The organism is Bradyrhizobium sp. TM233, from assembly GCF_036247965.1.
Lineage (GTDB): Bacteria > Pseudomonadota > Alphaproteobacteria > Rhizobiales > Xanthobacteraceae > Bradyrhizobium > Bradyrhizobium ottawaense.
Genome location: NZ_BTIG01000014.1, coordinates 35,173 through 60,534 on the forward strand (window position 1 = coordinate 35,173; position 25,362 = coordinate 60,534).

At 64.6% G+C, this 25,362-nt stretch carries 23 protein-coding genes and 1 tRNA gene; 12 read left to right on the top strand and 12 right to left on the bottom strand.

Annotation, left to right across the window (positions count from 1 at the left end):
• Positions 1 to 53: 53 nt before the first annotated feature.
• Positions 54 to 1,208, bottom strand: a complete 1,155-nt coding sequence (locus AABA86_RS25135) for a DUF3047 domain-containing protein (protein ID WP_338308793.1) — start codon at positions 1,206 to 1,208, stop codon at positions 54 to 56.
• Between the two features lie 192 nt (positions 1,209 to 1,400).
• Here AABA86_RS25135 and AABA86_RS25140 point away from each other — a divergent pair, with 192 nt between their 5' ends.
• Together AABA86_RS25140 and AABA86_RS25145 are read left to right on the top strand one after the other, a co-directional pair.
• Positions 1,401 to 2,423 (top strand): AraC family transcriptional regulator, encoded by a 1,023-nt coding sequence (locus AABA86_RS25140; RefSeq protein WP_338308794.1) that lies wholly within the window; start codon positions 1,401 to 1,403, stop codon positions 2,421 to 2,423.
• Between the two features lie 138 nt (positions 2,424 to 2,561).
• Entirely contained in the window at positions 2,562 to 3,785 is a 1,224-nt protein-coding gene (locus AABA86_RS25145; RefSeq protein ID WP_212252806.1) for an ABC transporter substrate-binding protein, read from the top strand.
• Positions 3,786 to 4,052: 267 nt separating this feature from the next.
• Here the strand turns inward: AABA86_RS25145 and AABA86_RS25150 are convergent, their stop codons facing one another.
• The gene (locus tag AABA86_RS25150; RefSeq protein ID WP_338308795.1) at positions 4,053 to 5,615 is read right to left on the bottom strand and encodes an adenylate/guanylate cyclase domain-containing protein; all 1,563 of its coding nucleotides are present in this window, start codon (positions 5,613 to 5,615) and stop codon (positions 4,053 to 4,055) included.
• Positions 5,616 to 5,805: 190 nt separating this feature from the next.
• Between AABA86_RS25150 and AABA86_RS25155 the strand changes: the two genes are divergently transcribed.
• A complete protein-coding gene (locus AABA86_RS25155) occupies positions 5,806 to 6,897 on the top strand; it encodes an enolase C-terminal domain-like protein (protein ID WP_338308796.1) in 1,092 nt (363 codons plus the stop codon).
• Positions 6,898 to 6,905: 8 nt separating this feature from the next.
• Here the strand turns inward: AABA86_RS25155 and AABA86_RS25160 are convergent, their stop codons facing one another.
• Complete coding sequence (locus AABA86_RS25160) at positions 6,906 to 7,328, bottom strand: RidA family protein (RefSeq protein WP_212252804.1); 423 nt, start codon at positions 7,326 to 7,328, stop codon at positions 6,906 to 6,908.
• 205 nt (positions 7,329 to 7,533) lie between these two features.
• Here AABA86_RS25160 and AABA86_RS25165 point away from each other — a divergent pair, with 205 nt between their 5' ends.
• A complete protein-coding gene (locus AABA86_RS25165; protein WP_338308797.1) occupies positions 7,534 to 8,001 on the top strand; it encodes an NUDIX hydrolase in 468 nt (155 codons plus the stop codon).
• 28 nt (positions 8,002 to 8,029) lie between these two features.
• Here the strand turns inward: AABA86_RS25165 and AABA86_RS25170 are convergent, their stop codons facing one another.
• The 4 genes from AABA86_RS25170 to cpdR all read right to left on the bottom strand — a co-directional run bounded on the left by AABA86_RS25170 (position 8,030) and on the right by cpdR (position 9,558).
• Positions 8,030 to 8,578 (bottom strand): DUF488 domain-containing protein, encoded by a 549-nt coding sequence (locus AABA86_RS25170; protein ID WP_338308798.1) that lies wholly within the window; start codon positions 8,576 to 8,578, stop codon positions 8,030 to 8,032.
• 43 nt (positions 8,579 to 8,621) lie between these two features.
• Positions 8,622 to 8,849, bottom strand: a complete 228-nt coding sequence (locus tag AABA86_RS25175) for a hypervirulence associated TUDOR domain-containing protein (protein WP_212252740.1) — start codon at positions 8,847 to 8,849, stop codon at positions 8,622 to 8,624.
• 199 nt (positions 8,850 to 9,048) lie between these two features.
• Positions 9,049 to 9,123 (bottom strand) — tRNA-Val (locus AABA86_RS25180).
• Positions 9,124 to 9,198: 75 nt separating this feature from the next.
• Positions 9,199 to 9,558 carry a cell cycle two-component system response regulator CpdR gene (gene cpdR / locus AABA86_RS25185; RefSeq protein WP_007597092.1) on the bottom strand — a complete coding sequence of 120 codons (360 nt, stop codon included), beginning with the start codon at positions 9,556 to 9,558 and terminating at the stop codon, positions 9,199 to 9,201.
• Between the two features lie 330 nt (positions 9,559 to 9,888).
• On the opposite strand from cpdR, the gene AABA86_RS25190 reads away from it, so the two are divergent.
• From AABA86_RS25190 to AABA86_RS25200, 3 genes are all read left to right on the top strand, one after another.
• The gene (locus AABA86_RS25190; protein ID WP_212252738.1) at positions 9,889 to 10,779 is read left to right on the top strand and encodes an N-formylglutamate amidohydrolase; all 891 of its coding nucleotides are present in this window, start codon (positions 9,889 to 9,891) and stop codon (positions 10,777 to 10,779) included.
• A 531-nt stretch (positions 10,780 to 11,310) separates the two neighbouring features.
• Positions 11,311 to 12,093: a histidinol-phosphatase gene (gene hisN, locus AABA86_RS25195; protein ID WP_212252736.1), complete on the top strand. Its 783-nt coding sequence runs from the start codon at positions 11,311 to 11,313 to the stop codon at positions 12,091 to 12,093.
• A gap of 21 nt (positions 12,094 to 12,114) precedes the next feature.
• On the top strand, positions 12,115 to 13,080 hold the full coding sequence (locus tag AABA86_RS25200) for a Bug family tripartite tricarboxylate transporter substrate binding protein (protein WP_338308799.1): 966 nt from the start codon (positions 12,115 to 12,117) through the stop codon (positions 13,078 to 13,080).
• Positions 13,081 to 13,317: 237 nt separating this feature from the next.
• On the opposite strand, the gene AABA86_RS25205 is transcribed toward AABA86_RS25200, so the two are convergent.
• On the bottom strand, positions 13,318 to 14,208 hold the full coding sequence (locus AABA86_RS25205) for a LysR substrate-binding domain-containing protein (RefSeq protein WP_212252732.1): 891 nt from the start codon (positions 14,206 to 14,208) through the stop codon (positions 13,318 to 13,320).
• Positions 14,209 to 14,296: 88 nt separating this feature from the next.
• On the opposite strand from AABA86_RS25205, the gene AABA86_RS25210 reads away from it, so the two are divergent.
• Positions 14,297 to 15,049, top strand: coding sequence for a sulfite exporter TauE/SafE family protein (locus AABA86_RS25210; protein WP_338308800.1), 753 nt, complete (start codon positions 14,297 to 14,299; stop codon positions 15,047 to 15,049).
• Here the strand turns inward: AABA86_RS25210 and AABA86_RS25215 are convergent.
• Both AABA86_RS25215 and AABA86_RS25220 read right to left on the bottom strand, forming a co-directional pair.
• On the bottom strand, positions 15,046 to 15,456 hold the full coding sequence (locus tag AABA86_RS25215; RefSeq protein WP_212252728.1) for a GFA family protein: 411 nt from the start codon (positions 15,454 to 15,456) through the stop codon (positions 15,046 to 15,048). The two genes, AABA86_RS25210 and AABA86_RS25215, sit on opposite strands and share 4 nt — an antisense overlap.
• A 67-nt stretch (positions 15,457 to 15,523) precedes the next feature.
• A complete protein-coding gene (locus AABA86_RS25220; protein WP_338308801.1) occupies positions 15,524 to 16,156 on the bottom strand; it encodes a LysE family translocator in 633 nt (210 codons plus the stop codon).
• Between the two features lie 248 nt (positions 16,157 to 16,404).
• On the opposite strand from AABA86_RS25220, the gene AABA86_RS25225 reads away from it, so the two are divergent.
• Positions 16,405 to 18,201 (top strand): adenylate/guanylate cyclase domain-containing protein, encoded by a 1,797-nt coding sequence (locus AABA86_RS25225; protein ID WP_338308802.1) that lies wholly within the window; start codon positions 16,405 to 16,407, stop codon positions 18,199 to 18,201.
• A 194-nt stretch (positions 18,202 to 18,395) separates the two neighbouring features.
• Positions 18,396 to 21,158, top strand: coding sequence for a di-heme-cytochrome C peroxidase (locus tag AABA86_RS25230; RefSeq protein ID WP_338308803.1), 2,763 nt, complete (start codon positions 18,396 to 18,398; stop codon positions 21,156 to 21,158).
• A 161-nt stretch (positions 21,159 to 21,319) separates the two neighbouring features.
• Here AABA86_RS25230 and AABA86_RS25235 read toward each other — a convergent pair whose 3' ends face one another.
• Positions 21,320 to 22,267 carry an alpha/beta fold hydrolase gene (locus AABA86_RS25235; RefSeq protein ID WP_338308804.1) on the bottom strand — a complete coding sequence of 316 codons (948 nt, stop codon included), beginning with the start codon at positions 22,265 to 22,267 and terminating at the stop codon, positions 21,320 to 21,322.
• Positions 22,268 to 22,474: 207 nt separating this feature from the next.
• Here AABA86_RS25235 and AABA86_RS25240 point away from each other — a divergent pair, with 207 nt between their 5' ends.
• Together AABA86_RS25240 and AABA86_RS25245 are read left to right on the top strand one after the other, a co-directional pair.
• Positions 22,475 to 22,936, top strand: coding sequence for an Hsp20 family protein (locus tag AABA86_RS25240; protein WP_212252717.1), 462 nt, complete (start codon positions 22,475 to 22,477; stop codon positions 22,934 to 22,936).
• A gap of 352 nt (positions 22,937 to 23,288) precedes the next feature.
• Positions 23,289 to 24,059 (top strand): alpha/beta fold hydrolase, encoded by a 771-nt coding sequence (locus AABA86_RS25245; protein WP_338308805.1) that lies wholly within the window; start codon positions 23,289 to 23,291, stop codon positions 24,057 to 24,059.
• Between the two features lie 84 nt (positions 24,060 to 24,143).
• Here AABA86_RS25245 and AABA86_RS25250 read toward each other — a convergent pair whose 3' ends face one another.
• Entirely contained in the window at positions 24,144 to 24,908 is a 765-nt protein-coding gene (locus tag AABA86_RS25250) for a hypothetical protein (protein WP_338308806.1), read from the bottom strand.
• Positions 24,909 to 25,362 lie beyond the last annotated feature (454 nt).

Consider the following 25,362-nt stretch of genomic DNA (forward strand, 5'->3'; position numbering starts at 1 on the left):
CCGCCTGCGACGCGCCGCCGACGGCGCGTCAAACACCCGCATCACCTCTCGCGCTAGACCTTGTGCACGGCGTTGTCGGCGGTGGTGACCGTGATATCGGCATAGCGGCACGCACCGTGGCGGCGCTGGAACGGCGTCACGGCCAGCAGCCAGATTTTCGAGATGGCTTTTGCCGATCCGCCAATATGAGCGGCGTAGTCTGCTGCGATGTCGCGCTCCTGCGCTTGCCAGGTGCCGAGGCCCGCCTTCCCGGAACGGACGATCATATGCGTCTCGATCGCGTTCCAGGCGGGTAACGGGCATCGGAAAACCTTGCCTTCAGGCAAATATTCGCTCCAGACATAAGTCAGATCCTGCCCGTCCTCGAACTTCACGCCGATCGAGAGATAATCGTGGGTCGCAGCCTGATCCTCCGCGACGACGGATGGCAATTGATCGATTTTCCAGCGCCATGCGAGCCGCGGACGCGAGACCAGTGGAAGCGACAGCGGCCGCTCGATGATACTGACATGGCCCGTGATGTCGCAGGCAATCTCGCCGTTGGCGCCCTGGCTGAAGACCTCCTGTCCACCGCCAAAGCCGAGCAGGTTCGACCAGCCCGGCGGTAGCTTGCCGCCACGCTCGAGACGCGCAAGCTCGGACTTGAGCTGACCACCGACGTCGCCATGCGCCAGGAGGCTCTTGATGCCCACCGCGGCATCACCACGCCACAGCAGCGCGACACCTGCCATCTTCACATCTGCCTTCTTGTAGATGTCTTCCGGCGTGCCCAAGGCCCCATCCTCATTGGCCCATTCCGCCGCCGAACGCGCGACCTCGATGCGTCCGTCATGAGCGACCGTCATGGTTCCCGTATCCAGCATCGGATTGTACATCGGCCGTTGCCCGCGCGTGCGCGCGTGGAAGATCAGGCCGGGACCGAACCAGAGATCGTGCTCGCGCGACAGCCACATGCGACCGCCCAGGAGGAACGTCACCTGCTGGCCCCGCGTCACGTCGAGACCGAGATCGGTCCAGGGCAAATCTGCGCCGTTGATCTCGAATGCCTTGTAGGCAACCAGCTCCGGTGAATTCGCCTTCGCGATGATGTCCTTGACGCCGCTCACCGGATCCGCCGGCGCCGGAGCGCTCTGCTGCGCCGCGCGCGCCGTCTGCAATGCGGGCCCGGCAAAGGGCAGCACCAGGCCGAGCGCCGATGCATGCAACATGACATCACGCCGGGAAATTTTCCCGGCTGGAGACGAGAAGCCAAGACAAGCAAAGCACATGCATTCCTCCCTGCCCGTACGCGACACGGGCATCTGGCCGTATTCCGCGGAGATTCGGATGCTATGCTTTCGGGCCGAATTCAGCCTGCCATGACGTGCCGACCTGGCCGCCGGTTTGGCGCGTGAGGGCAGATGCACCAGACCGGTTACACGCGCGCGAGCACACTCGGTCCGATCGCGGAAGTCGTGACCATGGCCGGGGGATCGATCGAGCGGGTGTTTCGCCGCGCCGATCTTCCCCTCGCCTTGCTGGAATCGCCTGACACGCTGCTGCCACTGCGCGATCATTTCCGGCTGCTGATGGTGACCTCGCGGGAACTGCACGACGAAGTCTTCGCGGCCCGGCTTGGTCGCCAGACGTCGATGGCGGGCCTCGGAGTCTTCGGCCGATGGGTGAGCCAGGCACCGACCCTGCTCGAGGCGATCCAGCGCGCCGGAACGAGCCTGCCGCACATGCTTCAGAACGCCACGCAGCTGGTCGTCCGTCGCCACGGCCGCGACATTCACTGGTCCTACGAATTGGCCGACCCTGCGCGCGACGGACGCCAACAGAACGAGATGCTCGCGATCTGGTACATGATCGCCGTCGTCAGGCATTTTGCCGGCGCCTGCTGGCTACCGGACCGGATCGTCCTTGCGAATCTGGCAAGCCGGCTGCAATGCTCGGTCGGCGAATTGATGCGCACCGACACGGCCATCGGCAACGCCGCCAGCGCGATCGTTTTCGACCGCCGGCTGCTGACATCAGTCAACCCGGACCTCGAACAAGACGACGGGCTGAGAGCAAGCGAGCTCGGGCGCATTTTTGACCTGCCGGATCCGGACGACCTGCCGGGCCGTCTGTCCGTCCTGATCGAACTGGAGCTGCTCGATCGGCGTCCCACCCTTTCACGCATCGGAAGCCGGTCGGGCCTCGCAAGACGAACATTGCAACGCAGGCTCAGCGATTTGGGCCTGAGCTACAGCGACCTGTTGCGAAACGCGCTACAGCGCCGGGCGGTACGGCTGTTGTGCCAGACGGACCGATCGATCGGCGACATCGCATCCATGCTCGGCTATGACGACCCCGCTCATTTCAGCCGGGCCTTCGAGCGCTGGAGCGGCGTTCCCCCCACCCGCTGGCGGCGGCTGCTCGAATCACGCCAGCGGCCGTAGGCGGCGGGTCAGCACGCCTGCCGTTTCATGCGCGGCCGCAGCAGCCGGCCACAGGATTGCCAAACGCCTGATCTAGATCAACTCGCCTAGGTGCGGACTGAGCCGACCTCGTTGGGGGCCAACGACAAGGTGTCGAGCATGCGCGTCACCGGCAGACTGCTGTTCATCTTGATCGCCGCACTCGCGTCGCTTGGCGCGATGTCCGAGCAACGCCCAGACCAACCCACAAGCGACAAGGAAATCCGCATCGGCAATGTCATGCCGTATTCGGGAGCGCTCTCTGAATTCGGCGCGATCGGTCAGGCGGAGGCCGCCTATTTCGACATGATCAACGCGCGCGGCGGCATCAATGGCCGCAAGATCCGCTTCATCACGCGCGACGACAATTCCGATCCGTCGACTGCGCTGGAGCTGACGCGCAATCTGGTCGAGAAGGACGACGTGCACCTGATGTTCGGATCGTTCGGCACGCCCGGCAATCTCGCCACGCGCTGGTATCTGAACGAGAAGAAGGTGCCGCAGCTTTTCGTCGCCTCCGGCGACGAGGAGCTGAGCCAGGCCAGGGCTTTCCCCTGGACCATGGGCTGGCAGCCGTCGATCCGGTCGGAGGGGCGCATCTACGCCAACTACATTCAGGCCTATTATCCCAGGAAGAAGATCGTCGTGCTCTGGCAGAACGACCAGTTCGGACGCATGCTCTACAAGGGAATCCAGGACGGACTTGGCGATCTGAACCGCCATGTCCTCGTCGACATCGCCTTCGACATCGGCGACGAGCACCTCGACGGGCACGTCTCGATCCTCAAGCGCGCGGGTGCCGATATCTTCGTCTTTCTCGGCGTGCCGTCGACGGCATCCAAGGTGATCAGGCTCGCGGCTTCGCTCAACTGGCGCCCGGTCTTCATCGTCAACGATACTTCCGCCTCGATCGCCAATGCGATGGCGCCCGCGGGCCTGGAGAATTCGGCCGGCGTGATCTCGGCCGCCTTCCTGAAGGATCCGAGCGACCCCGCCTGGAAAGACGATCCTGCCATGAAGGACTGGTTCGCCTTCATGGACAAGTACCATCAGGTCGAAAGCACCAACAACAGCGCCGCGGTCTATGGCTACGCCGCGGCCGAGGCGTTGACGCAGGTGCTGAAGCAATGCGGCGACGACCTCTCACGCGAAAACATCATGCGTCAGGCGGCTTCGCTGAGGGGTCATCAGCCATCCGTCGCGCTGCCCAATATCAGGATGAATACCTCGCCGAACAACTATCTGCCGATCAGGCAGATGCGGCTGGTGCAGTTCGACGGGCGGTCGTGGCAGCCCTTTGGCGAGGTGATCGAGACGGCGTTCACGGAAGGCGCGGCGCGGTGAGGTTTACCTAAACGCGGCCTTGAGACAGCGCGGCGTTCAAGCACGCACCGTTTGCTGGGCTACCCCTCTCCCCCGCCCTCCCCCGCAAGGGCGGAGGGAGCGCAGCGGAGTGCGCGGCGGCGCTGTGCCTCACTGTCGCGACTGATAGGAGCGAGCGCGTGCCACCCGAAAGGTACGTTCCCTCCCCCCTTGTGGGGGAGGGTTAGGGAGAGGGGTGCCACACGGGGACTCTCTCGATCAGAAAGCGCTACGCACGTTCGCGCCCCCTCACGCCGGCTTCAGCGAGGCCAGCGCGCTTTCCAGCAGCGCGCGCACGCGGGCCGCATCGCCGGATTTCACCACGGCGGGATCGAGATAAAGCTCGAGGCCGGGCGCGCGTTCGGTGATCACCCCGCTCCGCTCGGCCGCCGCGTCGTTCAGCGCGTCGACAGAATACGGAATGACCTCGCGGCTGATGCCCTTCATCGTGATCGCTGGCAGCGCATGGGCGCGGACGATGTCGCTGACCAGTGCAAAAGTCTCGTAGCTCAGCACGATGCCGCCGGGCTCGGCGATCGATTGCAGGCGGGCGGCGAGGTTCGCCTCGGCACCGATGATGGTGTAGTCCATGCGGTCGCTGCTGCCGAAATTTCCGACATTGCAATAGCCGGAATTGATGCCCATGCGCGAGCGGAACGGCTGCTCAATGCCGGATGCCCGCCATTTCGCATTGAGCTCGGCAAGACGCTGCTGCATGCGCCAGGCCATCTGCAGACAGGCCTGCGCGTCGGTGCGGTCGCCCTTGGTCTCGGGGTCGCCGAAGAAGATCAGCATGGCATCGCCGATGAACTTGTCGATGGTGCCGCCATATTCATGGGCGATCGCCGACATCTCGGTGAAATATTCGTTGAGGAGCTGGGTCAATTGCTCCGGCTGCAGCCGCTCGGCGGTGGCCGTAAAGTTCTGGATGTCGGAGAAGAAAATGGTGAGCTTCTTGCGCTCGGTGTGGATGGTGACGTCCTTCTGGCCCGAGAAGATGCTCTTGTAGACTTGGGGCGGGATGTAGCGCGAGATCTTCATCGACAGCGAGGCGAGGAAGTCGTTGGCGGATTCGAGCTCTCTGTTCATGCCCTTGATGCGGCTCGCCTGGCGGCGCTGGAGCGACAGGAACGACAGGCCGCAGCCCGCCGCGATCAGGAAATAGGCCAGCAGGAACTTGAACGAGAAGATGTTGGCAGCGATCGGCTGGGCAATGATCACCTCCTGGATGCCCCTGATGTCGCCGACCTTCCAGTCCTTCTTGGGGCTTTCGGGGTGGCTGTTATGACAGCTCACGCAGGCCGGGCCCATCGTGACGGGGGCAACCAGGCGGACCTTGTCGGAGAACAGCGAGGTCTCGGTCTCCACGATCTTCTGCTCGGGATCCTTCCTGAGCGCATCGAGCGCGTCCTTCTCGAACTTGTCGAGCTGATGCGGCGCGCGGTTCTGGAACGGGAAATCGGAGACGAAGCGATAGGTGATGTTCTCCTGCTGCGCGCCGATCACCCGCCCGAGCTCCAGCGACAGCGTCGCCGGGATCGGGATCGCACCGGGGACGGATTCGTAATTGTGCACGACCTTCGTGGTGCCGTTGGGGTTGGCGAGCACGCGCCCGACCACGTTGGACGCGTAATAGCTGCGCACGCTCGTGATCACCGAATTGAGGTCGACCGCCTGCCGGCGCAGCGCCGTCTTGCTCAGCTCGGTCAGGTCCAGCCACACCGCGAGCGGCAAAGCGAGCAGGAGGAATGCGATCACGGCGCCGGTGAGCAGGCCGCTCTTGCGCTGTTCTTCGGAGATCTCTTGTTTCACTCTGTGGCTCCGTTGTGAGCGATTTTGTCGCGGTGATCCGGCGCCCGCGATGGAACATGCGGCGGCACAGAGCCCAGAAAACGCGGTCCGACGCAACCCCATTTCATGGTGGTCGCAGAACGCGCCTTTTCGTTTCATCACAGATGCTTAAGATCGGCATCAACCTGCATCCGCCCGCCTGGAGAGATTCATGACCGAGACCATTCGCATCAAACGCTTCCATGCGCGGCCCGTGATCGTGCCGATGAGCCTGCCGCTGCAGACCTCGACCGGCGCGGTCGCCAGGGCGCCGCTGGTGCTGATCGACTGTGAGACCGACCAGGGCGCGGTCGGGCACGCCTATCTGTTCTCCATCACGCCATCGGCCTTGAAGCCGCTGACGGCGATGGTCACGGAAATGTCAGACTTGCTTGCCGGCGACGAACTGCTGCCGTTCGAGATCGAGCGCAAGCTGAGCCAGCGCTTCACCCTGCTTGGCCTTGCCGGCCTGCAGCGGCTGGCGCAATCCGGCATCGACATGGCGGCCTGGGACGCGCTTGCCCGAGCCAAGGGCCTGCCGCTGGCACGGCTGCTCGGCGGCGCGCCAAAGCCGGTCAGGGCGTACAATTCGAAGGGGCTCGGCATCATGCCGGCGGGCGCCGCGGTCGACGAGGCGCACAAGCTGCTGGCCGAGGGGTTTCAGGCCGCCAAGATCCGCGTCGGCCGACCCGACGCGCGGGAGGATCTCGCCGTCGTCCGCGCGGTGAGAAAGGCCGTCGGCGACGAGGTGACGCTGATGTGCGACTACAACCAGGCACTGACGGTGACCGAGGCCATCCAACGCGGCGAGATGCTCGACGACGAGGGCCTGACCTGGATCGAGGAGCCGATCCGCCACGACGACTATGCCGGCTGCGCCCGCATCGCCGACGCGCTGCATACACCCGTCCAGATCGGCGAGAATTTTGACAGCGCCTTTTCGATGCAATCCGCGCTGTCGGCGGAAGCCTGCGATTACGTGATGCCGGACGTGCAGCGCATCGGCGGCGTCACCGGCTGGCTGCGCGCCGCCTCGCTCGCCCATGCCGCCGGCATCGAGATGTCCACGCATCTGTTCTCGGAAGTCAGCGCGCATTTGCTCTGCGTGACGCCGACCGCGCATTGGCTGGAATATGTCGACTGGGCCGATGCGGTGCTTTCGACGCGGCTGAGGATCAAGGACGGCTTCGCGCTGCCGAGCGAGGAGCCCGGCAACGGGATTGCGTGGGACGAGGCGGCGGTTGCCAAATATCTCGTTGGATAGGCTGACCGCTACGACCGAACAGCGGCAATCATGTTGAGTTCGACCGGCGCCCCTCGCGGCAACTCGGCGACGCCGACGGACGTCCGCGTATGACGACCGCGCTCGCCGAGGCGTTCGATCAGCCGGTCGGAGGCACCGTTCATGACTTGCGACTGCTGGGTAAATCCAGGCGCTGAAGCGACATATCCAACGAGCTGCAGGACCTGGACGATCCTGTCCTCTCCGCCTGTGGCGTGATTGATGGCGGAAATGCAGAGATCGGCGCAAAGGGCGGCAGCTTCTTGTGCGGCCGCGATATCGACGTCTGCTCCGACCTTGCCCACATACAGCAGGTCTTCGCCGCGACGCGGCAGCTGGCCACTGACATAGGCAAGTCCACCATGGATGATCACCGGCAAATAGTTGCCGCCGGGCTTGTTCACGCTGCTCATCTCAATAGCCTGCCTTTGCTTCACATCCGGCGAAGCGACGCATTTCGCCGCACGCCGTAACTCGATCGCACCAGCTCGTTGCCGTGGTGGATAACCGGACAATGGCAGGCGGCGAGTCATGGATCAAGGCTGCGAAGCCTCATCCGGCCCGACGGAGCTCGCCCCGCGCATTGCACAGTGGCGGCGCGCGCGATATCGATCCGCTATGACCAGTTGGCGCCCGCATCCCCACATCCGCGTCGTCGCGATCGGCCTGCACTGGCGGGACGGGCGCCTGCTGGCGGCCGAAATTCGCGACGATGCCGGGCGGATCAAGGGCGTGCGCCCGCTCGGCGGCGAGATCGAGTTCGGCGAGAGCTGGCGCACGGCCCTGATGCGCGAGTTCAACGAGGAGCTCGGCATCGCCATCACGCTCAAGGGCGCGCCGTTGGTGCTGGAGAACATCTTCATGCACGAGGGCGCAACCGGGCACGAGGTGATGTTCATCTGCGAGGTGGAGTTTCCCGACGGCGCCTTCGCCGACCGGGACCGCATCGACTTCCTCGAGGACAATGGAGAGCAGATCGTCGCGCGCTGGTTCGACCTTGCCGACCTCGACGTGGACGGCGGACCGAGCCTCTACCCGACCGGGTTGAAGGATGTGCTGCTCCAACCGGCGAGCCAGCCCGCTTGACGGCGTTGGCTAGCTCCACGCCGGGGATTTACGCGATTGGCTGATTTTCCGCCGGGTAGACCAGACGCTCGTCGGGAACGACCCGCGCAGCCGGATTCATCTCGGCCTCTTTGACCTGCCCCGGCCCCAGAATGTGAAACACCGTCTCGCCCGCCGCGAGCAAGTAATCGGTGATGATCCGACGGTGACATCGCCACCACAATGTCTCGGCGCACATGATGGCGCAGCGCTGCACCTGCCCGACGGCGCGCAAATGTGCGAGCCCTTCGTGAAAGGCCGCGCTCATGGCGTGGTCGGCGTAATTGTGAAAGCTGACGTTCTGCCAGAACGCATTGGTCTCGCGCGGCACCTCGCGTTTGCGGCCGCGCAGGCCGCCGAGCGAGGCAATGTGCTCGTAGCCGATCGAAGCAGCCGCGAGCGATTGCGGCAGGGTCTCGCGATTGTACTGCGGGTTGGTACGGGAGCGGGGCACGGTCCGAACGTCAGCCACGAAGGTGACCGCGCTGTCCTGCAACAATTCGACGAATTCCTCGATCGAACGCGTGGCGTGGCCGATGGTGAAGAACGGATGAGCCATGGTGACACCTCGGGAACACCTCGACCGCTCGGCTCGCGGGCCGTCAGCTCTTCAACGACCGCAATGCGCGGCCCTTGTGCAGGGCGATGTGATCGGTCTTGTCGCTCCGAATTTCATATTGCGGATCCTCCGGGCTGGCGTGGTGCGTGTAGCCCTTGTAGTCGACGTCCTTGGTGTGGACGCGAAGGATATGGCCGCGTACGCGGCCGGCCTCGGAATTCCAGCTGACGTGGTCGCCGCGCTTGAAGGATTTTGTGGAGGTCTTCGGCATGGCGGAACAATGCCGTGGGAGTGGCGGCGTTCCAAGGTACGGAGCAAGCTGCACCAGCCCGTCTTCGCTCTCCGAGCTACGCCGGACACGCTTCGCATGGAGATCGTGGCTTGCCGAGCCGTAGCTCGCGGATACAGGCCGGCCTGCGCCCTTTGGGCTTCGGCGCGGCATCCTTCTCTCGGCTATCGCGAGCGAAGGATGGTGGGCGCGACAGGGATCGAACCTGTGACCCCTACCATGTCAAGGTAGTGCTCTCCCGCTGAGCTACGCGCCCTAATAGTCCACTTGCGTCGGGTTGGGTCCCTATAACGGCTCAGGGGACCCTGTGCAAGGACCGAAGGAGGCCGATTTAGGCCGCCAGCATCTTGTTCACTTCGCTGACCAATTCGCGCAAATGTACGGGCTTGGACAGCACCTTGGCGTTCTTGGGGGCGTCCGAATCCGAGTTCAGGGCGACCGCGGCAAAGCCGGTGATGAACATGATCTTGATGTCGGGGTCGAGTTCCGAGGCCCGGCGGGCGAGCTCGATGCCGTCCATCTCCGGCATCACGATGTCGGTGAGCAGCATCTCGAACGGCTCTTCCCGCAGCCGTTGATAGGCGGCCATGCCGTTGTCATGGGACGAGACCTGAAAACCGGCGTTTTCCAGCGCCTTGACCAGGAACCGGCGCATGTCGTTGTCGTCTTCGGCGAGCAGGATCTTTGGCATGGCAGGAATCGTCGCATCCCCAGAGGATATCAGCAGAGGTCACTAAGCCCGACAGAGGGTAAATTTGGGGTGAAAATCTTTACCCTGAGCCGGCTGCGCTGCCGCACTCTTGTGAACCGGAAAACGGCTCGAATCAATCGAGCCGCGCCGGCCCATCCCCGCCTCCCTGCCCACACGGTTAAGACCTGTTCCAATGACCATCATATCTTTTCGCTTGGCAGAATGGTTGCGATTCCGGACAATGACGACACATGAGAGCCGCTCGATCGGCCGAATCAATGCGGTCTGGCCACTGCCAGATCCCGGCGCGAAGGGACGAAGCCTGAGAAGATGACCCGGTTTGACGGCGAGACGTCGCCAGCCTTCGAGATCGTGGAGCCCGCGCAATGGCGCGCGCCGGTCATCTTCAACTCGCCCCATTCCGGCTCGACCTATCCGGACGCATTTTTGGCGGCCTCGCGGATCGACCTGCCGACGCTGCGGCGGTCCGAAGATTCCTTCATGGACGAGCTGATCGGCCATCTCAGCGAGCGCGGCTTTCCGACCGTGCGGGTCAACTTTCCCCGCTCCTATGTCGACGTCAACCGCGAGCCCTATGAGCTCGATCCCCGCATGTTCAGCGGACGGCTGCCGAGCTTTGCCAATACCCGCTCGATGCGGGTCGCCGGCGGCCTCGGCACCATTCCGCGCGTGGTCGGCGACGGCCAGGAGATCTACCGCGACCGCATCCTGGTCGACGATGCGCTGGGACGGATCGAGACGCTGTACAAGCCCTACCACCGCGCGCTGCGCCGGCTGATCAACAAGGTGCACCAGATGTTCGGCACCGTGGTGCTGGTCGACTGCCATTCGATGCCCTCGGTCGGCGTCAGCCGGGACGAACCGCGCCGGCCCGACGTCGTGATCGGCGACCGCTACGGCACGAGCTGCACGCCGCTTCTGCCCGACCGGGTCGAGGAGACCATGACCGGGCTCGGCTATTCGATCGGACGTAACAAGCCCTATGCCGGCGGCTTCATCACCGAGCATTACGGCAATCCCGCGAGCGGCCTGCATGCGGTGCAGCTCGAGCTCAACCGCGCGATCTACATGGACGAGCGGCGGCGCGAGCGGAGTGCACGCTTTGCGCAAGTGGCGTCCGACTTCGGCGTTCTCGCCGACGTGCTCGCGACCACGATTCCCTTCGGCGATCTCGGCCCGTTCCAGGCCGCGGCGGAATAGGCGCCGGCTTTTCTTCGTCAGATCGTGTTGTCTGTGATTGCGCGAACGCGTCTTCGCTTCGCTTTCGCTGCGCACCTTGAAACGAAAACGACAGGCGCAAAGAAAAAAGGGCCGCTCGCGAATGACGCAAGCGGCCCAAGTCTAGGGAGGAAACGCCCAAGGAGGGCAGCGGTAACGCCAAGCGCTACCGCACCGCAACAATATGCGACCGCGCCGCACAAAGTGCAAGGGCTTTTGAGCCATTCCCCATGCAATACGCACATGGCTCAATTGCTTCTATGGAAACCCAGATTCAGTTTCTTTGATAAGGAATTTCAATGGGTTGATAGTCATTTGCATACGAACGAGGCATATTCGGAACTAAGTTTTCAACTCTGTGATCGATATTTGGCCGGCAGATGACTTGGATGAGGCAGCGCCTCTCGGCATCCAAAATACCAGGGTGCAAAATCAAGACAGCGCTGCACGCGGGAGGCGAATTGGGCTAGGCAGGAGGGGAGCTTCATCCAACTTTCGCTTTGAGGATACGCCGTGACGGTGATCGACTTCTCCGCCTTCATCGGACGGCTCGCCACCGCCTCCGGCGAAACCATCCTGCCGTTCTTCCGCACCTCGCTGTCGATCGACGACAAGAGCAAGACCAAGGATTTCGATCCGGTCACGGAGGCCGACCGCGCCGCCGAGGCGGTGATGCGGCGGCTGATCAAGGCCAACTTCCCCCAGCACGGCATCGTCGGCGAGGAATTCGGCAATGAGCGCGAGGATGCCGACTACGTCTGGGTGCTCGACCCCATCGACGGCACCAAATCCTTCATCGGCGGCTTTCCGATCTGGGGGACGCTGATCGCGCTGCTGCACAAGGGCGCGCCGGTCTACGGCATGATGCACCAGCCCTTCATCGGCGAGCGCTTTTCCGGCGACAACGGTTCGGCCACCTACAAGGGCCCGTCCGGCGAGCGCCGGCTCCAGGTCCGCCGCTGCGCCTCGCTTTCGGAAGCCACGACCTACACCACCAGCCCGCTCCTGATGAACGAGCGTGACCGCGCCATTTTCAGCCGTATCGAGCAGGGCGTGCGGCTGTCGCGCTATGGCGGCGACTGCTACTCCTATTGCATGCTGGCGGCCGGGCACGTCGATCTCGTGGTCGAGACCGAGCTGAAGCCTTACGACATCGCAGCGCTGATCCCGATCGTGACCGGCGCGGGCGGCGTCGTCACCACCTGGGAAGGCAAGCCGGCGCAGGGCGGCGGCCGCATCGTCGCGGCCGGCGACGCCAGGGTCCACGAAGAAGCACTGAAGCTTTTGAACCAATAACAACGCGAGCGGAGGGCTTGCATGACCGTCTCACGCAGGCTTCTCCTTGGTTTGTTCCTGCTGCTGCCGTCAGCGGTGGTGGCGCAGAATTTTCCGACGAAGCCGATCAAGCTGATCGTGCCGTTCCCGGCCGGCGGCCCCAACGACATCATCGCGCGTGTCATCGGCCAGCGCATGTCGGAGCTGTCAGGGCAGCCGGTGCTGATCGACAATCGCGGCGGTCAGGGCGGCGTGCTCGGCACCGATGCCGTCTCCAAGGCCTCCCCCGACGGCTACACCATTGCGATCTCCTCAGCCGGCGCGCTCGCGATCAGCCCGAGCATGGAGAAGGTCGCCTACGACACCTTGAGCGACCTCACACCGGTGACGCTGGTTGCGACGGTGCCGGAGATGCTCGTGGTCGCCACCAACGTGCCCGCGAAAGACATCGGCGAATTGATCGCGCTGGCCAAGGCGCAGCCGGGAAAGCTCAACTTCGCCTCCTCCGGCCCCGGCAGCCTGCCGCATCTGGCTGGCGAATTGTTCAAGCTGACGGCGAAGATCGACATCGTCCACGTGCCCTATCGCGGCGCCGCTCCCGCGGTGAATGATTTGCTGGGCCAGCAGGTCCAGATGACCTTCCTCGATCTCCCCGTGCTGCTACCGCAGGTCAAGGCCGGCGCGTTGCGGCCGATCGCGATGGGCTCGGCCGAGCGCGCCCCGACCGCGCCCGACGTGCCGACTCTTTCGGAAGCGGGTTTTCCCGATCTGCGCGTCGAGAACTGGTACGGCATGGTGGCGCCCAAGGGCACGCCGAAGGAGATCGTCGCGGCACTGCACGCCCTGGCGACGAAGGCGATGGCCGATCCCGCGGTGAAGGAGAAGCTCGCCGCGCAGGGCGCGACGCTGATTGGCGACGAGCCGGAGCATTTTCGCAGCTTCATCGCGGATGAGACTAGGAAGTGGGCGAAGGTGATCAAGGATGCCGGAGTCGAGACGGCAAAGTAGTTCGCGTTTTCGCTGGCTAAGCACCACCTTCACAACGCGACAGGTGCGTTCCCTCCCCCCTTGCGGGGGAGGGTTAGGGAGAGGGGTCCACACGGGGACTCCATCGATCTCTCTTCTTCGCGACAGAGACACCTATTCCTGGGCCACCCCTCTCCCCCGCCCTCCCCCGCAAGGGGGGAGGGAGCGCAGTTTGCTCGCTGCGGGAGCGTGCCTCACACTAGCGCAGCAACCAACTGCTCACACCGCCGCCGCCCGCAAATGCTCCACCAGCATCTTCGCCGGCCTTGGCAGCGTCTTGAAACTGCGCGCGCAGATCACGAGCTTGCGGTTGGCCCAGGCATCGCGTAGCCGGACCATGGCGAGCGGCATCAGTTTGGCGCAGCGGCGGGCGGCGGATATCGGCACCAGCGCGACGCCGACATCGGCGGCGACCATCTGGCAGATCGCATCGAAGTCGCGCAGGCGCGCGCGGTAATGCGGGCGCATGCCGAGCCGGGCGGCGTGCTTCGAAATGTGCATCTGGAGCGCGGTGGCGCTGGTGAGCCCGACGAAGTCGCAACTGCCGGCTTCCTGAAAATCGATCTGGCGGCGACCCGCGAACGGGCCGCGCCGCGACGTCACCAATGTCAGGTGGTCCTCGCTGAACACGAAGCGCTCGATATGGTCGGGCAGCGCGTGCTCAGCGGCGAAACCGAGATCGGCGGCGCCTGCGGTGATCGCCGCCGCGATGTCGGTGCTCTCGCGCTCCTCGATGTCGATGGCGACGTCGCGGTGCTCGCGCAGGAAGCCGGCCAGCGCCTTCGGCAGATGTTCCGACAGGCCCGAGGTGTTGACGAGGAAATGCACGCTGGCGCGCACGCCGCTGGCAAAACCGGCGAGATCGCCGCGCAGGGCATCGATCTGGTGGATCACGAGCCTGGCATGATCGAGCAGGCTCTCGCCGGCCGCGGTCAGCTCGACGCCGCGCCGCCCGCGCTTGAGCAGCGCGACGCCGAGCGCGTCCTCGAGCCCCTTGATGCGCGCGCTGGCCGAGGCCAGGGCCAGGTGCGACCGCTCGGCGCCGCGGGTGATGCTGCGCTGGTCGGCGACCGCGATGAAGAGTTGGAGATCGACGAGGTCAAAGCGCATGGCAGGTCTCCCAGCCTTCGTTCAGAGCGAAGGCTTACTCCGTAACCTCCAGATTGTGCGCCCGCGCGGCTTCGGTCAATGTGCTGGCATGATCGACCCGCTTCTCATTGTCATCGCCGCCGTGTTCCTGATCGCCGGATTCGTCAAGGGCGTGGTCGGGCTCGGCCTGCCCACGGTCTCCATGGGGCTGCTCGTGGTGAGCATGGCGCCGAGCCGCGCGATCGCCATCGTCATCGTGCCCGCCATCGTCACCAACATCTGGCAGACCTTCGTCGGCCCTTATCTGCGCGACATCCTGAAGCGGCTGTGGCCGCTGATGATCGGCACTGTGATCGGCTGCTGGCTCAATGCCGGCGCGCTGACCGGCCCGCATGCGCGCTACGGCACGATCGTGCTCGGCGTGCTGCTCATCATCTATGCCGTGATCGGGCTGAACAAGTTCCAGTTCCGCGTCGCGCCGCAGAACGAGAAATGGGTCGGCGGCGTGGTCGGTGTCATCACCGGCGTGATCTCGGCCTCGACAGGCGTGCAGGTGATCCCATCGATGCCGTTCATGCAGGCGATCGGCATGGAGAAGGACGAGCTGGTGCAGGCGCTCGGCGTGTTCTTCACGACGGCGACACTGGCGCTCGCCTTCAACCTCACCGCCGGCGGATTATTGACGCCGGCCAATGCCGTGCCCGGCGCCGTGGGCATGGCCATGGCCTTTGCCGGCATGTTCTTGGGACAGTCGGTGCGGGCGCGGATGCCGGCCGAAGCGTTCCGCCGCTGGTTCCTGATCGCGATGATTTTGCTCGGCCTTTATCTGGCCGGCAGTGCGCTGCTCAAGGAATTCGCCTAGGATTTCGGCCCGTGGCCCGGCACCCATTTTTCGTGCTGGGGCAGGTCGTCCTCAATCGTCCACCATGGAGCACGCGAGGAGGTGAAGACGTGCAGGCGGGGCCTGACTTGCGGATCGTCGTCGAGCAGGCCGGCAGGAATGCTGACGGTTGGAAGATAGCTCGCCTTGCCCGGCGTCAGGCAGCCGCAGGTCTTGCACCGATAGCGGAAGCTCCCCGGCGCGGATTCGTAAGCCACCGTCATGTCCTCACCCGCGACGAAGCGAAACTTGTCGGCATCGACATGGGCATAGGTCGCAAACGCCGCGCCGGTCAGCTTGCGGCAATTGACGCAGTGGCAGTGCGTCAGCGCGCGCACCTGATCAATCTCGAAGCGCACGGCGCCGCACAGACAGCTTCCTCGAACCATTGAAACCTCCCCCGCGCGGCCTCTTTCGCGGCCGATTGCGTCCGCACCCTCATTCGTTCGAATGAGCCTACCGCGTCTCCAGCATGGCGACGCGGATGCCGAGATAGATGAAGAGGCCGCCGAGCGCGCGGTTGACCCAGGCGATCGCGCCTTCGGACTCGCGCAGGCGGTGGGCGGCTTTGGCCGCGAACGCGGCCAGCACCAGGCACCACAGCGTCCCTGTAGAGATGAAGATCAGGCCGAGCGTCAGGAAGGCGAGCGGCTTGTGCGGTGAATCGGCCGCGACGAATTGCGGCAGGAACGCCAGGAAGAACAGCGCGACCTTGGGATTGAGCGCGTTGGTGAAGACCCCCTGGAGGAAGACCCGCCGCAGCGAGCTCCGCACCGGCTCGTCGATCGCCGCCGCCAGCACCGGGCGCGACCACAGCATCTGAAGCCCGGTGAACACGAGATAGGCCGCGCCGACCAGCTTCAAGATCGAGAAGGCGGTCGACGAGGCCATCAGCAGGGCCGAAAGCCCGATCGCGGCGGCCGCGACATGGACGAAACAGCCGCAACTGATGCCCAATGCGGCCGCGGCTCCGCCCCGCCAGCCCATCTGCATGCTGCGGCCGATGACGTAGACGGAATCAGGCCCCGGCGTGATGTTGAGCAGCACGCCCGACAGGATGAAGAGCCCGATTTCGTGAATGCCCAGCATGCAAAGGTGCCCCCTGCCGCCCGTTCCGGCGGTCGCAATTCCGCTTAGTCGGTTCGCTCCTCCTCGTCCACCGCCGGGATTGCGGAGGATTTACCTCGAATTTGCAATGCGGATCATGCTTCCGCTCGGCCACATCTGCTTTATAAAGGCGAGGTTCTTGAAATGTGGGATTCGAGCCGACTTGCCACGCCGTGGCCAGTCCCAGGTCCCTTCACGATCACTTATCGATCCCTTGGAGCTTCCGGGATATGGAAAGACGTCTGGCCGCCATCGTCTGCGCCGATGTCGCCGGCTATTCGCGCATGATGGGCAGCGACGAGGCCGGCACCCATGCCGCCTTCAAGGCCCATCGCAGCGCGATCCACCCGATCATCCTCAATCACGGCGGCCGCGTCGTGAAGAACACCGGCGACGGCTTCCTGCTGGAGTTCCCCTCGATCGTCGGCGCCACCGAGGCCGCGATCGCGATGCAGACGCTGATGGCGGAGCGTAACCACCATCTGCCGGCCGACCGTGCCATGCAGTTCCGCCTCGGCATCCACATGGGCGACGTCATCGCCGATGAGGACGAGGTATTCGGTGACGATGTCAACATCGCCGTCCGCCTGGAATCGGTCGCGAGCCCCGGCGGCTTCGCGATCTCGGCCAAGGCCTACAAGGAGGCGAGCAAGCATCTCAGCGCGCCGCTGGTCGATGCCGGCAATCATCGCTTCAAGAACATCAAGGATGCGGTCGGGGTCTGGACCTGGACACCGGAGGGTGCACCGGCGCTCGCCCCCGAGCTCCGGGAGGCGTCCACCCTCTCGCAACAGTACCGCACCGCGATCGTTGGCGTGCTGCCCTTCGCCAACCTCAGCGATGCCCAGGACGAATATTTCTCCGACGGCCTCACCGAGGATCTGATCCACGCGCTATCGCTGCAATCCTTCTATCGCGTGCTGAGCCGCAACTCGACCTTCGCCTTCAAGGGCAGGAACACCAGCACCCGCCTGATCGCGCGCGAGATCGACGCCACCTATCTGATCCAGGGTTCGGTACGGCGCGCCGGAACCAAGATCCGCGTCACCGCCGAGCTGATCGCGCCGGAGACCGGCGAGCAGCTCTGGACCGGCCGTTACGACCGCGACATCGGCGACTTCTTCGCGATGCAGGACGAGATCACGACCAATCTGTCCGCCGCCATCGCCACCGAGATCGTCCGGGCGGAAGCTTCGGCGCCTGCGCGGCTCTCGACCGACGTCACCGCCTGGGATCGCTTCCTCAAGGGGCTGTCGCATTACTACCGGCAGACCAAGGAGGACCTGACTGCCGCCGTCGATCTGTTCCGGGAAGCCATCAGGGTCGATCCCAAGCTATCGATCGCGCACGCCTATCTCGCCACGATCCAGATCCAGAGCATCCAGTTCGGCTGGGTCAAGGGCACGCGGGAGATGTGGGCCGAGGCGATGAACCTCGCCGAAACCAGCGTCCGGCTCGACCCGCGCTCGTCCTTCGCGTTCTCGAGCCTGTCCTGGGCGCACGCCATGGAAGGGCATTACGAGGCGGCGATGGACGCGGCCAAGCGCGCGGTCGCGCTCAATCCCTACGACATGGGCGCGCGCGGCGTGCTCGGCATCTGCCATTTCGTCATCGGCGAGCACCGGGAGGCGATCGAGATGTTCTCGATGGCCGCGCAGCGCGACAACAGCGACCCGCGCTACCAATGGGCGGCGCTGAACGCCTTCAGTCATTATCTGTTGCGCCAATATGACGCGACCCTGTCATGGGCGCGCGAGCAGCTTTACATCAACCCCAACCACATGCAGGCGCTGGCGATCCGCGCCGCGGCCCTGGCGCAATTGGGCCGGACGGCCGAGGCGAGCGAGGCGACCGGCGTGCTGATGGGCAACTACCCGACCCTCAATGTCGATCGTCACTTGCGCAACTTCCACTGGAAGCGGCCCGAGGATCTCGCCCACTATCGCGAGGGGCTGCTGAAGGCCGGCGTGCCGCTCGGCAAGCTGACCCTGGTTCAGAGCGACGTCAAGCGCGTCGCCGAGTCCTGAGCGGCAGGCCGCGATCCCCTGCGGTCGGTCCCGCACTTCTTTGCCAGAACACGCCCGCTTTTGTTGACAGAACAGTGAATTCGGCCACACTTCGCCACACGCTCAAGTAGTATAGCTTGCTGCCGGTTTGTTAGGACTTTCCGCGCTTGATCGGCGCCTCATTTCACGATTCGCTGTTTTCAGGATTTTGGGCCATGCATGACCCCGCTTCGAAACCGCCGTTCGACCCCTCGATTCAGGTCTCGCCGAACAATCCCTGCCCATTCCTGCGCGGCCTCGTCGGCGAGGGCTTTGTCGAGGGCGGCACTGTCCCGCTCGGCAAGCTGTCGGAGACGATCGCTAACGCGACCGGCGAAACCGGACTGAAGAAGGCGTCTGCCCGGCTCCAGGTCCGCGGCGTGGCGCTCATCGCCAACGGTCTCGGTCACATCCTCAGAAGCATCTTTTCGGGCGCGCAGCTCGATGCGCTGCGCGGCGGCCCGCTGGACAAGCGCGGTGCCGGCTCGCGCATCCTCGGAGTCGACGGCAAGGTCAACGAGGACGAGATCGCGCGACTCGCGAGTTTCGGCCGGACGTACACCGATCCGAACGGCGGCTCCGAGCTGGGCCTCAACGCCTCGGAAATCGACATCTTCATGCGCGACAACCTCAAGCGCGCCGGCAGCGCCGCGCGCTGGTACTACCCGCTGCTGATGAAGTTCGAATGGCCGATCCTCCTGAAGATCATCGGCAAGGGCACGGGCGAGGATCGCTATCTCGGCGTTGCCGACGTGCGCACGCTGTTCAACGAGCGCCAGTTCCCGGCGCGCATCAACGAGCGGCTGGTCCCGCCGGTGCTGTCGACCTGCCAGCGCGTGGTGCGGGGCGCCCTCAAGCTTGCGGCCCTGCTGATCGCCATCGGTCTCGTCGCCCTCGTGGCGGTGGCCGAATTCCCCAATCAGGTTCGCGCCATGCTGCCGCAGAAGGGCATCCTGGTGAATCTTCTGCCGCCGCCCTTGCCTTCGGTCCCCGCGGCAAAGGCAGCTTACTGGCTCGACCAAAACTGGTCGCTGAAGGACCGGCACTGGTTCCATCATGCCAGCCAGGGCACCGCGACCTTCCCGGTGCCCTATGAGTGGTTCATGGCGCTGGAGCAGCCGCGGCTGCATCTGTTCTCGAAGCCGGGCATGATGAAGGACAGCGCCTACCTCGAAGGCTTCGGCTTCATCCCGAGCCCGCAATCGATTCAGACCGACACGGCGACGCTGCGCCGCTTCGGTTACGCCAATGTCTATGAGACGACGCAGGCGCCGGACTGGTCAACCAGATGGACGCCGGTGGAGAACGTCGACGGCCTGCCGGTTGGCTTCGCGCGGATGACCGGCGTCCTCGATCCCGCGACCGGCCGTCGCGAAGAGGACAAGATCGGGCTGACCTGCGCGGCCTGCCACACCGGCCAGATCCATTACCAGGGCGTGGACGTGCGCTTCGACGGCGGCCCGGCCATGACCGACCTGAAGAAGCTGGAGCTCTCGACCGGCCTGTCGATCGCCTACACCCTGTATGTCCCGTTCCGCTTCCAGCGCTTTGCCGATCGCGTGCTCGGCCCCGATGCCAGCAAGACGGATCGCGCCGCGCTCAAGCAGAAGCTCAGCGCGATCGGCACGTTCCTGATCGACTGGGCGAAAACCCAGCAACAGACGGTTGAAAGCAAGAAGACCTGGAACGGCAGGCAGCAGCAGGACACGGAGGAAGGGTTCGGCCGCCTCGACGCTCTCAATCGCATCGGCAACCAGGTCTTCTCGCAGGATCTCGCGCTGAGCGGGGTCAAGGGCTTCGAGAAGAACCTGCACGCCCAGGACGCCCCGGTCAGCTACCCCGCGATCTGGACCGTGCCCTGGTTTAAATTCGCCCAGTACGACGCATCGATCGAGCAGCCGTTAATTCGCAATGCCGGCGAAGCGCTCGGCGTGACCGCGCTGCTCAACCTGTCCGACGCCTATCCGGAGGACCGGCTGTGGCGGTCCTCCGTGAACATCAGGACCCTCGGCTGGATCGAGGACATGCTGAGAGGCCCCGATCCGTTCAAGCCGGCCGATCCCTCCGCCGATCCGAAATTCGGCGGCCTGCTGGCGCCGCAATGGCCCTCGCAGATCCTCGGCGACGCATGGAGGATCGATCAGGCCAAGGTCGAGAACGGCCGCAAGATCTACACCGAGATGTGCTCCGGATGTCACCTGCCGGCCGTCAACACCAAGGCTTTCTGGTCCTCGACACATTGGGAGCCGAGCGGCGACAGCAAGGTCCTGAACGCGGTCACGATTCCCCTCAAGGAGATCAACACGGATCCCGAACAATCCCTTGTTCTCAGCAACAGGATCGTCGACGTGCCCGGCTTCCTGAAGGTGAATACGGCCGACCTCCAGACATGGTGGCAATGCGACATCCCGACCGCGAGCAAATCGCCCAATGAGATGGTCTATGCGCTCGGCCTCATGACGGTGGTCGACATCGTCGCCCGCAAATGGATGGACGACGAGAAGGTCCCGGAGGCCGAACGGGCGAAAATGTGGAATCTCGCGCGCAAGAACTGTCTCAACCCGGCGCCGGACCCGCGCTATCGCGCGCGGCCCCTCAACGGCATCTGGGCTACTGCGCCTTACCTGCACAACGGTTCGGTGCCTTCGCTGTACTGGTTGCTGAAGCCGGCGAACGAGCGCCCGACCAAATTCTGCATGGGCCGCCGCGACTATGATCCCGTGACCGTCGGCTTTGCAGTGACCGCGGATGAGAAGTGCAAGACGGGCGAAACGCAGTTCTCGGCGGGGTCGGAGAAGGACCCGATCCAGGGCAACAGCGTGCTCGGCCATTCCTTCGAGCGCAAGCCGGGCGAAGACAAGCGTCCTGGCGTCATCGGCCGCGAGTTCAAGGACGATGCCGAGCGCTACGATCTGATCGAGTATCTGAAGACGCTGTAGTTGATCTTCACCTCTCCCCGCTTGCGGGGAGAGGTCGAATTCGATCGCAGATCGAATTCGGGTGAGGGGGACTCTCCGCGAGTCCAACTCCCACCGTCCTTGCGGAGACTCCCCCGCACCCCAACCCTCTCCCCGCAAGCGGGGCGAGGGAGAAGACCCCCTCACTTGAACAGCGACGTGCCCGGCACGAAGGCATCGAAGGCGGCCCAGAATTGGGAGCGGTAGCGGTCCTGCTCCTGGAGGATCTCGTGCTTGGCGCCGGCGATCACGAGGTGGGAGCCGGCGCGCAGATGATAGGCGAACTCCTCGATCGCCGCGGTCGAGACCACGGTGTCGTTGGAGGCCGCCAGCATCAGGATCGGCTGGCGGATCTGCGAGGGGTAGTTCTTGCCCTTGAAGGTGTTCATGGCGCGGAAGGCGGTATCGGCCCAGGCCACGGTCGGTGATGCCAGCCCGAGCGTCGGGTCCTCCTCCAGGATCGCGGCATTGCGTGCATAGCGGACGGGATCACTGGTCACGGGGTTGTTGATGAAGGGATCGAGCCCGGTGAGACGGTCGCTGCCGCCGGGGACATAACGGCCCCCCTGCCCGAGCAGGCGCATGGTCTTGAGCAGCGCACGCACCGGAAGCGAGGTGGTGCGCCCGGGCAGGTCGATCATCGGCGCCGACAGCACCATGCGGTCGAACCAGCGCTTGCCCGCATGCGCCACCCGCAGCATCACCGTGCCGCCCATGGAGTGGGCCAGCGCGAAGAACGGCGGCGGGCAATCCGGCAGCACGACCTGCTGCACGAAGGCCTCCACGTCGACCTCGAAATCGGAGAAGTCACGCACATAGCCCTTGCGGGGGTCGCGCAGGCGGCGCGAGGAATGGCCCTGCCCACGCCAGTCGATCATCGCCACCGCAAAGCCACGGTCGCGCAAATCGCGCACGGTCTCGAAATATTTCTCGATCTGCTCGCTGCGTCCGGTGAAGACGCAGACGGTGCCCTTGCGGTTCGCCGGCGGCGCCCAGCGCGCAAAGCGCAGCTCGGCACCATCGGGCGTCTTGATGGTACCGCTGACGACGTCTTCGGGGACGGGATTGGACGGGATCGAGACCAGCGTCATTGGGCGCGAAGTGCTGCAAATCAAGGGGCTGAGCGCCGAAAAGGCGCAAGTTGCCGCCCTCTTGAACGCCGTTCCCTTGAACCCATATCACCATGGTGCAGGCCGCTACCAGTGTTTCGGAACCGGAACATCAGGCTGCACACAGACTAAAGCCCGGCCCGATTGGCGGGCGGGTTACCCAACAGTCGCTCAATGGAGGACTTGACCATGCGTAGCTACGATCTCACCCCCTTCTATCGTTCCACCGTCGGCTTCGACCGCCTCTTCAGCCTGCTCGACCAGGCCAGCTCTGACGGCAGCCCCGGTTATCCCCCCTACAACATTGAGCGTACCGGCGAGAACGCCTACCGCATCACGGTTGCGGTCTCGGGCTTCGCCAGGGATGAGCTCTCCATCGTGGCGAAGGAAAATACGCTGACGATCAAGGGCGGGAAGGCCGCAGGCGAGAACAGCAAGAACGAAGTGCTCTACCGCGGCATCGCCGCGCGTGCCTTCGAGCGCGCCTTCCAGCTCGCCGACTTCGTGCAGGTGAAGGACGCCTCGCTCGAGAACGGGCTGCTTCACGTCGACCTCGTCCGTGAGATTCCCGAGGCGAAGAAACCGCGCCAGATCGCGATCAACGCCAGCGCACCGAAGGCGCAGGTGATCGAGAGCTCGGTCGCCGCCTAAGCACGGCACGCCACTTCCAGGTTTGAGAAAACGCCCCGGTGCCCCGGGGCGTTTTTTTACTTGCCCAGTTGTGTCGCGAAACGCCGCGAGTAGCCCCGCAGCGACTCCTCCGTCGATATATTTCGTACCGGCCAGCTGCTTGTCAGTGCAGCAGAATCCAGCGGCAGTTTTCGGTTGAAATGGAAATACAGGTTGGGCCTGTCGTTCTACGTTACCCCACACTGCAAGCTCGCCCACGCGTCCCGTACACGCCCGACCAAGACGCTGCTCACAGGTAGGTGACTGAGCGTAACGCCGCTGCCTCACGCTCCGTCCTTTGGACATCGAACACAAAACAAGACGGAGCACGATCATGTCACTTTGGCGCAGCCTTTTCGTCGCCGCGAGCCTGTTGGCTGCCCCTCTCAGCCTCGCTCACGCGCAGACACCGCAGACGGTGAAAGCAAAGAACGTTGTGCTGGTGCACGGCGCCTGGGCCGACGGCTCGAGCTGGTCGGAGGTGATCCCGATCCTCCAGGCCGCGGGCCTTCACGTCACCGCCGTGCAGAATCCGCTGTCGTCGCTTGCGGATTCCGTCGAGGCGACCAGGCGCGCGCTGGCCGAGCAGGATGGACCGACGGTGCTGGTCGCGCATTCCTGGGGCGGCACCGTGATCAGCCAGGTCGGCACCGATCCGAAGGTCACCGGCCTCGTCTATGTCGCCGCACGTGCGCCCGATGCGAACGAGGATTTCGTTGCGCTGTCGAAGCAATTCCCGACCGGCCCGGTGCGCGCCGGCATCGTCGAGCGCGACGGCGACACAAAACTATCGGAAGACGCCTTCCTGAAATATTTCGCCAATGGCGTGAAGCCGGAGCAGGCCAGGGAGCTTTATGCCGTGCAATGGCCGACCGCCGCGTCGATCTTCGCCGGCCGCACCACGGAAGCTGCGTGGCATTCGAAGCCGAGCTGGTACGCGGTGTCGAAGAACGACTACACCATCGATCCCGATCTCGAACGCTTCCTCGCCAAGCGCATGAACGCCACCACGATCGAGCTCGATGCCGGCCACCTCTCGCTGGTGTCGCATCCGAAGGAGGTCGCGAATTTGATCCTGGAAGCCGCGGGATATCCGCGGAGCTGAAGCGATCGCTGAAGTGCGGAAGGCGCCTGAATTGCTCAGGCGCCTTTTGTTTTGCCCGGCTGCTGCCGCGCCAAACTCGCGACGCTAATCCAGCCCCTGGGCCGCCGGCATCTCCTGGGTCGGCAGGATCGTTGGGGCCGGCTTGGCCTGACCGACGGTCGGCGCGACGGTTTGCGGTGTGGCCTCGGTCGGCTTCGCCTGGGCGGCAGCGGTCTGCTGCGGTGCTTGTGCCTGCGGCGCTTGAGCCTGCTGCGTCACTGGCTCGGCCGGCTTGGCGGCGACCGGCGTCTCGCTGCGTCGCGGGGCAGCCCTGGGCAGCGGCACGGTGCGGCTCGCCACGTGCGGGATCGAGGCCGGCGGCCGCGGCGGGCCGCTGCGGATCACGGTTGGCGGCGGCAGCGCGCTTTGCGGACCGTAAGGCGCAACTGCGCGCTCGTCATAGGCAGGCGCCATGCCGTAGGCGTCGGCGGCCGGCATGAAACGGATGATCCGCCCGTCGCGGGCATCGATCACGAGCCGGCCGTCATCGCCGCGACGGTCGATCACCGCGATGGTGTAGACGCTGCCGCGCAGGCGCGGGATGCCGAGCGGCGAGAAGCCGTTGTCGCGCAAGACCGCGTAGACCTCGGTCGACGGCAGCAACGCCGGACCGCGCTCCTCGTAGCCGTAACGCGGCGGCGATGGCGGGGCAGCTTCGGGGGGCGCATAGGGTCCGTCGAAATCCGACACCGCGATAGCCGCCCCTCCTGCGATACCGTTCGCGGGAACTTGCGCCAAAACCTGCCCATGCCAAGCGCCCATGGCGAGCGCCAGCGTGGCAGCAGCCACACATCCTGTGAAAAACTTCATCGTCGACATGCTCCTGTCAGGCCCCCCGAAGCCTCGCGCTCTTTCGCTTCTTGCGGCGTGGCGCGCCTTTCGAAGGGTTGATCCGAAGCTTCATTTGGGATTTCGGCGCCCGCAGGGCCGGATCAGGGCGCGTTTGCTTCAAAACAGGGGCTGCGCAACTTTCGGAAAGCGATTGATTGACATATCGGGAATCGGGACTTCCACGCGCTTGTGTGATAGACAAAAATTTGGCAAGGTGACGGTTAGGACAGGAAGACTGTCTCAATTTTGCTTGCGGTTCCGGCATAGGGATTGCAACGAAAGTCGGTGCTCTCGAGCACCGTAAGGCAACAGGCAAAGCCGTTCTCGGGGACGAAGAACGCCTAGGCCTGAATCTAAGAAAATGCGGCTCGCAGCGGACGAGCGGTGACCCAGAGGCGGGTGCCGCGGAACGCCCAAGGTGCGCCGAAGATGG